Origin of the sequence: Tessaracoccus sp. SD287 (assembly GCF_017355265.1) — a bacterium.
Classification (GTDB): Bacteria; Actinomycetota; Actinomycetes; order Propionibacteriales; family Propionibacteriaceae; genus Aestuariimicrobium.
In genome coordinates this window covers 1-7718 of sequence record NZ_JADIJQ010000054.1, presented here as the reverse complement: position 1 = coordinate 7718, position 7718 = coordinate 1, and the positions used below count along the sequence as shown (strand labels likewise).

Here is a 7718-nt window from a genome sequence, read left to right as displayed (position 1 = left end):
GTTGGCCCCGGCGCCTGCCGCGGCGTCACCGGCGCGGTGCCAGGCCCCACCGGAGGCCTCGTTCGCCTGCCAGTTCGGCTGCTGGGTGGGCGGGGCGGGGTGGGCCGCACCGGGCTGGCCGTAGGGCTGCTGCCCCAGCTGCTGCTGGGCGTAGTGCTGCTGCCCCGGGTGGGCGGCTGCCGGGGCCGGCGAGACGTGCTTCCAGGTGAGGTAGAAGAAACCAGCGATCAGTGCCAGTGCGGTCAGGTTGGCGAGCAGGGACAACAGGGAACTGAAGATGCGCAGGCCGTTGGAGTCGTCCCCGCCCCACCCGATCAGGGTGAACACCACGTACAGCAGGGCGGCCGCGCCGGTCAGGCACAGGCCGACCAGGGCGATCAGCGGGGCCTTGCGGGACGGCTCGCGCCAGTAGGCGACGAACCAGGTCGCCAGGGCGGCGACCAGGAACCCGACCAGGGGGACGAACTTCGAGTCGACCGATCGGGCCACCAGCGACAGTGCCGGGCCCGACTCGGTCGGCCAGGTGTCGTTGAGGTAGGCGATGTCGACGAAGGCGCTCAGCAGCACCAGGGCCACGGCGCCGAGGGCGGCCCACGCCGCCAACTCGCGGTTCTTGTGCAGCATGTCCATGCGTGTTCTCCTTTGGAAGTCGGGGGCAACCCTACGGCGTCCCCGGGTCAGCCATGGCGTTCGCCGTGAGCCTCCACGACCCGCGCGACCAGGTCCTTGACCCGCTCGGACTGGTCCAGCGGAATCACCAGGGTGGCGTGCGGGGTGGTGATCACCGCCATGTTCTCGATGTCGGCGACGGCCAGGACGTGCTCTGCCCCACCGCGGTTGATCAGCAGGTTGTTGGCCGCGTCGAGACTGACGGTGGTGCCAGTGGCGGCATTGCCGTCGGCGTCGTGGTCGAGTTGCCCGGCCAGGGCCAGGAAGGAGCCGACGTCGTGCCACCGGATCGGCAACTCGATGGCGATCACGCGTCCCTCGACGGTGCCGGCACTGACCGGTTCCATGACGGCATAGTCGACCGAAATCTTGGGCAGCCGCGGGAAGATCGAGGCGAGCCGTTCAGGGTGGGCAGCGAGTTCGCGGACCAGGGAATAGGTCTGCGGCTGCAACGCGGCGACGGTGCCCAGCAGGGTCTCGGCGCGCCAGACGAACATCCCCGAGTTCCACCAGTACTCCCCCGTGGCCAGGTAGGCCGCGGCGGTCTCGGCGTCCGGCTTCTCCTTGAACTCCTGCACCTGGTAGGCGTGCTCGAAGCCCTCGACCCGGGCCCCGCGATGCAGGTAACCGAAGCCGGTCTGGGGACTGGTCGGCACCACCCCGAAGGTGACGAAGGCGTCAGCGTGCTGCTCGGCCAGCGTGAAGCCCTCGTCCAGCCGCTGCTGGAAGACGTCGACCTCGTCCATGATGTGGTCGGCGGTCAACACGGCCATCACGGCACCGGGGTCGCGGGTGGCGATGACCGCAGCCGACCAGGCCACGGCATTGAGGGAGTCGCGTCCCTCGGGCTCCCCCAGCATGTTCTCGGCCGGGATCTCGGGCAGTTGGGCGGCCACGGTGTCGGCATAGGACGCCCCGGTGCAGATGATGATGTTGCTGTCCGGGACGAAGCCCTGCACCCGTTCGTAGGCGATGCGCAGCAGACTCTTGCCCTCGATCAGGGTCAACAACTGCTTGGGCTCCCCCTGCCGTGACAACGGCCACAGCCGTTTCCCGGACCCACCAGCCATGATCAGCACGTAGCGCATGGCCATGACACTAGCGCCCGCCTACGCTGTGGGGATGCAGTTGCGCGCCCCGTCGTCCTCGTCCACCTCCCCGGCCTCCGTGGGCCACTGGCTGGAGCACCGACTCCGACACGATCCGGGGCGGCCCCTGCTGGTCTGGTACGGACCCGGCGACGAACGCGTCGAGTTGAGCGCGGCCACGTTCTCGAACTGGGTCGACAAGACCGTCAACCTGCTGGACGACCTGGGCTGGGCCGAGTCGCCGGTGGTCGGCGCGCCGCTGCTGCTGGAGCGCCCCGGCCACTGGGCGTCCCTGGTCTGGACGGCCGCCGTCTGGCAGGCGGGCGGTCAGGTGCGGGCGGTGGAACCGCTGCAGTTGCAGGCAGTGGACGTGGCCGTGGTCGGCCCGCACACACCCAGGCCGGTGCCGGGGGTGGACACCATCGCCTGTTCGTTGGATCCGCTCGGCGCCGGCTTCGAGTCGCTGGACGCCGGTCTGGTCGACTACCACGAGGTGCTGGGCCAGCCCGACGTCCACACCCCGGCGCAGTTGCCCGACCCCGACGACCCGGCCTGGCATGACCGGGCCACCACCCTGGGCCACGGCGAACTGGTGGCCTCCGTCGAGGGACGCACCGGCCGGTTGCTGGTGCGCGCCGACGGCGGCGCCGACCCGCTGGCCGTGGTGCGCGCCGGCTTGCTGGAGCCGCTGCGCGGCGGGGGTTCCTCGGTGGTGGTCGAGGGCCCGGCCGACGACCGTCGACTGGCGCGGATCGCCGCTACCGAGCGTGCCGACCCCAGCTGAGCCGGTCGGGGTGGGCGTTCAGGCGGCGGGGCGGGGAGCCGCGTCGCTGCGGATGCGTTCGTCGCGATCCAGGCCGCGCAGGAAGCCGACCCCCCAACTGATGTGGATGATGGCCAGGACCAGGGGCAACCAGGCCCGGGTGCGCCCATCGACCGGCACCTCGTCGGCGCCCTCGAGCCCGAACTGGCTGCCGAGGCCGACAACGGCGGCATAGCCGAGCGGGGCCATCAGCCCGACGGTGCGCAGCCACGCCGGCAGGCGTCGGTTGGCCGCCAGCGCCGTGCCGACGGCGATGCCCGCGACCGTGGCCGGTGGGGCCAGGTAGCGCAGTGAGGCAGTGTCACGGTGGCGGCGGATGACCTCGCGGCGCCACTTGCCGGTCAGGTAGAACTGCCGGGCCAGTGCCTTCACCGAACTGCGGGGACGGTAGGTGACCCGCAGCCTGGGTGAGTAGATGACTTTTTCGCCGGACTGGCGCAGTCTCAGGTTCAGTTCCCAGTCCTGGGCCCGGATCATGGCGGGATCGTAGCCCCCGGCGGTGATCAGGGCGTCCCGGCGGAAGCAGCCCAGGAAGACTGTCTCGGCCGGCCCCTGCGGGGTCTCGGCCAGGTGGAATCCGCCACCGCCCAGTCCCAGACGCGAGTTGTAGGCCAGAGCGACCGCCCGCTCGAAACTCGTGCGTCCGCGGGCCTCCATGCGTCCACCCACGTTCGCGGCATCGGTCGAGTGCAGCAACTCGACGGCGGTCCTCAGGTAGTCCTCGCCGAGTTCGCCGTGGGCATCGACGCGGACGACGACCGGGAAGCGGCTGGCGGCGATGGCCAGGTTCAGGGCATCAGGGGTGGTGCCTGACGGGTTGTCGATGACCCGGATGTGCGGGTTGTCCTGCGCCAGCCCCCGCGCGATCTCGGCGGTGCGGTCGCTGCTGGGGCCGACGGCCAGCAGGATCTCGAGGTCGCCGGGGTAGTTCTGGTCCAGCACACCCTGGACGGAGGTGGCCAGGTGCGCCTCTTCGTTGCGCACCGGCATGATCACGCTGATCGGGTCCGACACGTTGATCCGGGGGCGGGTGGTGGTGTGCTGCATGGCTCCCATGATGCCAGCACCGCGGCGCGCCCCCGGGTAATGCCACCCGGTGTGGGGCAGCCTGAGCCGATGGGAACCACCGCACCCGAACCGAGGGCACGCTCGTGACCTGGGCGCTCGCACTCGACCTGCTGGGCACCTTCTTCTTCGCCATCTCGGGCTGCCTGCTCGCGGCCCAGCGGGACTACGACGTCGTGGGTTCGCTGCTGCTCGGCGGGCTGACCGGGCTGGGCGGTGGCGTCATCCGCGACCTGATCATTGACCGGCCGCCAGCGGCCTTCGCGGCGCCCATCCATCTGGCGGCTCCGGTCGCCGCCGCGATCCTGGTCTTCTTCCTGGCCGGGCACGTCGAGCGCCACTCACGGAAGTTGTTGACCTTTGACGCGGGCGGACTGGCACTGTTCTGCACCACCGGCACGGTGGCCGCGCTGGGCGCCGGGATGAATCCGGTGGCGGCCGGGATTCTGGGCGTGACCACGGGCGTCGGCGGCGGGCTGTTGCGCGATGTCGTGGCCAACCGTGACCCCCAGTTGTTCAACTCCGCGGACCTGTACGCGGTGCCGGCATTCCTGGGCGCCGCCATCGTGGCGGGCCTGTCGCTGACGCGGCTGCCGACGCCGGCGGCGGTCGTCCTGGCCGCCGGCGTGGTCTTCGTGTTCCGGATGCTGTCCCTGCACTTCGGGTGGCGCATTCCGCAGGCGCGGGGCGAGCGGGCCGCCCGAGGATGAGCATTCCCTGCCGGTCAGTGGAGCGGTAGCGTCGTGCCCAGCGGCGAGAGGAAGACCCATGTCCGACCATGCGGTGCTGGTGCAGGACCTGGTGGTCAGACGCGGCCGGCGTGAGGTCCTGCATGGGCTGAGCTGCCACGTCGACACCGGCATGGTCACGGGTCTGCTGGGGCCCTCCGGCGGCGGCAAGTCGACGCTGATGCGGGCCATCGTCGGGGTGCAGGTCACCCACGGCGGCTCGGTCACCGTCCTCGGGGAACCCGCCGGGGCACGCTCGTTGCGGCGCCGGGTCGGCTACGTCACCCAGTCGCCCAGCGTGTACCCCGACCTGACCGTCCAGCAGAATGCCCGCTACTTCGCTGCCCTGAGTGGGGTGGGGGCACGGGCAGCGGACGCCGCCATCGTGACAGTGGGCCTGGCCGAATCCGTCGACCAGCTGGTCGAGACCCTGTCCGGGGGCCAGCGCAGCCGGGCGTCGCTGGCGTGTGCGCTGCTGAGCTCGCCGGAGGTGCTGGTGCTCGACGAGCCGACGGTCGGTCTCGACCCGGTGCTGCGCGTCGAACTGTGGGACATGTTCAACAGCCTTGCCCGCCAGGGCTGCGCGGTGCTGGTCTCCAGCCACGTGATGGACGAGGCCTCACGCTGCCAACGCCTGATGCTGCTGCGCGAGGGTCATCTGGTCGCCGACGACACCCCGGACGCGATCCGCGCCGACACCGGCACCCACGACCTGGAGGTGGCCTTCTTGCGGCTCATCGAGCGCGAGCAGGTGGCCGGATGAATCCGCGCCTGGTCCTCGCCACCGCGGCGCGATGCCTGCGGCAGTTGGCCCATGACAAGCGCTCCATCGCGATGATCATCGTGGTGCCGAGCGTGTTGCTGTTCCTGCTCTACTCCTTGTTCGACGGGGCGCCGGTCTTCAACCGCATCGGCCTGGTCATGCTGGGGCTGTTCCCGCACATCATCATGTTCCTGATCACCGGCATCTCGATGCTGCGCGAACGCACCACCGGCACCCTGGAGCGGCTGTTGACCACGCCCATCCATCGTGGCGACCTGCTGGCCGGCTACGGCCTGGCCTTTGGGCTGGCGGCGGCGGTCCAGGGGGCGGTCAGCACCGCGGCCGCCTACTGGCTGTTCGACCTGCAAACCGCCGGTGACCCGATCTGGGTGGTGCTGATCGCGATCATGAATGGGCTGCTGGGGGTGGGCCTGGGGCTGTTCACCAGCGCCTTCGCCCGCACCGAGTTCCAGGCGGTGCAATTCATGCCGCTGACGGTCTTCCCACAATTGTTGGCCAGCGGGGTGATCCTGCCGCGCGACCAGATGGCCGGCTGGCTGCAGACGCTCAGCGACTTCTTCCCGCTGACCTACGCGGTTGAGGCATTGCAGCAGGTGGGTGCGCACGCCGAGCCGACCGCCACGATGTGGGCCGACATTGGCATCGTCGCCGGTGTCATCGTGGTGGCCTTGGCGCTGGGCGCGTTGACCCTGCCGAGGCGAACGGCCTGAGACTGCTGCGCAGCCGAGCAGGCGGACTCCGCGCCGGCCGAACCCTCGGAGCCGCTCCCGAGCCCCGGCGCCGCCCGGCTAGGAACAGACCGCGCCAAGGTCCTCATTGGTGGGTGCCGGGGTGCCGTCATTGGTGTCGGGCGCCGTCGGGGACCCGCCCCCGCTGACGCGCGCCGGGGTCGTCCGCGGAGAGGTCGACAGCGGCGCACTCGGCTGGGTCGCGTGGTCGGCGGGCGCGGTCGTGGCGGGGGCAGTTGACCGCTTCCCGGCCGGCGCGGTGCCGTCCAACGCCTCGGACTGCCTGATCGACGTGGCCACCGTGTCCCGGACGACGTCCAGCTTCGGGTTGCCCGGGAAGAGCAGGGGCGGGGTGAACGAGACCGACTTGATCGGCAGCCTGCGGGTCTTGGTGGCCAGCGTGGCGAGCTTGTTGACCTCCCGGGCTGGCACGTCGGTGTAGGCAACCTCACTGCCTGCCCCGGCGATCTGGTTGAACTTGGTCACCACCGTCAGCGGGTCCAACTGCTGCATCATGGCGTTGACCACGCACTTCTGGCGCAGCATCCGCTCGTAGTCGGTTGAGCCCTGGCGCGAGCGGGCGAACCACAAGGCTCGGTACCCGTCCAGATGCTGGTTCCTGCCCGCCTCGATCCATCCCGTGATCGGCGAGGTGCCTCCACCAATCGGCACCCGCTTGCCAATGTCGAGCCGGATCCCGCCCACCGCGTCGATGACCGAGGTGAAGCCCATCAGGTCGACCATGACGGTGTAGTTGATGGGCAGGCCGAGGAGTTCGCTGACCACCTCCCGCATGGCCTGCAGCCCGGGGTCGTCCACGCCCGGGTACAGGTCGGCGTGCTCGTGGCCCAGCCCGTAGATGGCGTTCAGCATGCACGAGTGGTCCTCGCACTCGTAGCCGTCGGGGTACAACTGCTTCAGGGGGGAGCCGTCGGGGAACCGGGCACCCTCCAGATTGCGGGGAAGGCTGAAGATGACGGTGCGCCCGGTCTGTTCATGCACCGAGGCCACCATGATCGTGTCCGGACGCAGGCCCACCCGTCCGGCGCCGGCGTCGGCGCCCAGCATCAGCACGTTGTAGCGTCCCGCGTTCGGTCGGGAGTCGCCGCCACCACCGACCACCTTGCTGATCAGGTCGCCCTGGGCGTGCGCGGCGGACCCCAGACCGAAGCCGGACGCGGCGACGGTGAAGGCCAGCAGCAGGCTGACCAGACCAAAACCGAGCCGGCGGCTTCGGTCCATGTTCAGTGGTTGGGCCAGCCGCCAGGCGTCGGCAATGAGCAGCGCCCACCCAAGACCCAGCGCGATCAGGACCGGCTGCAGCAGGCGGTAGAACACGCCGCTGGCCAGGACCGTGACGACCGCCCCCCGGGAGACGAGCGCCAGGATGCCGGTCAGCAGCACCAGGCCGACGATCACCATCCAGGTGCGCAGGGCGACCCGTCCCACGGTCTTGTTGCCCGACTGCAACTGCGCCGAACCGGGCAGCACCAGCGTCGCCAGCACCAGACCCAGACCGCGGCGGAAGACCACGTGCTGTGCTGCGATTGCCTTGGGCTGTCGATCCACGAAGCAGGGTCCTTCCGATGGGGGAAGCCGGACGGTGCTCTCGGGCACCGCTGGCGGAAAGGCTTGGTCAAGTATGGGTGTGCGACCACGGTCGTGCCGGACAGCCACGCCGAGCAGCACCGAGGTCGGACCCGATGCCCCACCCCACCTGTCTACTCTTGACGCGTGAGTGACGAACGCAAACCCGACCTGGACTGGCTCTACCGCCGCGACCAGCAGCCGGAGCCCGAAGCGACCCAGGTACTGCCCCCCGTGGCCGACCAG

8 protein-coding genes are annotated in these 7718 nt (G+C 70.3%); 4 read left to right on the top strand and 4 right to left on the bottom strand.

All coding sequences use genetic code 11. The features are described from left to right. Positions 1–630 (bottom strand): hypothetical protein (locus IPV09_RS13735; RefSeq protein WP_370590342.1); only part of this gene is annotated, 630 nt, incomplete at its 3' end. A 47-nt stretch (positions 631–677) separates the two neighbouring features. Beyond that, positions 678–1757 (bottom strand): mannose-1-phosphate guanylyltransferase, encoded by a 1080-nt coding sequence (locus IPV09_RS13730; RefSeq protein WP_207475880.1) that lies wholly within the window; start codon positions 1755–1757, stop codon positions 678–680. Positions 1758–1791: 34 nt separating this feature from the next. On the opposite strand from IPV09_RS13730, the gene IPV09_RS13725 reads away from it, so the two are divergent. Further along, entirely contained in the window at positions 1792–2541 is a 750-nt protein-coding gene (locus tag IPV09_RS13725; RefSeq protein ID WP_207475878.1) for a TIGR03089 family protein, read from the top strand. A gap of 18 nt (positions 2542–2559) precedes the next feature. On the opposite strand, the gene IPV09_RS13720 is transcribed toward IPV09_RS13725, so the two are convergent. Next, on the bottom strand, positions 2560–3627 hold the full coding sequence (locus IPV09_RS13720) for a glycosyltransferase family 2 protein (protein ID WP_207475877.1): 1068 nt from the start codon (positions 3625–3627) through the stop codon (positions 2560–2562). Positions 3628–3731: 104 nt separating this feature from the next. Between IPV09_RS13720 and IPV09_RS13715 the strand changes: the two genes are divergently transcribed. Genes IPV09_RS13715 through IPV09_RS13705 form a run of 3 tightly spaced genes read left to right on the top strand, consistent with a single transcriptional unit; the run spans position 3732 to position 5867 of the window. Continuing rightward, the gene (locus IPV09_RS13715) at positions 3732–4355 is read left to right on the top strand and encodes a TRIC cation channel family protein (protein ID WP_207475875.1); all 624 of its coding nucleotides are present in this window, start codon (positions 3732–3734) and stop codon (positions 4353–4355) included. Positions 4356–4413: 58 nt separating this feature from the next. Next, positions 4414–5136, top strand: coding sequence for an ABC transporter ATP-binding protein (locus tag IPV09_RS13710; RefSeq protein ID WP_207475873.1), 723 nt, complete (start codon positions 4414–4416; stop codon positions 5134–5136). Further along, complete coding sequence (locus IPV09_RS13705; protein ID WP_207475872.1) at positions 5133–5867, top strand: ABC transporter permease; 735 nt, start codon at positions 5133–5135, stop codon at positions 5865–5867. Before IPV09_RS13710 ends, IPV09_RS13705 begins: the two co-directional genes overlap by 4 nt. Before the next feature lie 78 nt (positions 5868–5945). Here the strand turns inward: IPV09_RS13705 and IPV09_RS14370 are convergent, their stop codons facing one another. Next, complete coding sequence (locus IPV09_RS14370; RefSeq protein ID WP_207475870.1) at positions 5946–7454, bottom strand: LCP family protein; 1509 nt, start codon at positions 7452–7454, stop codon at positions 5946–5948. Positions 7455–7718: the final 264 nt, after the last annotated feature.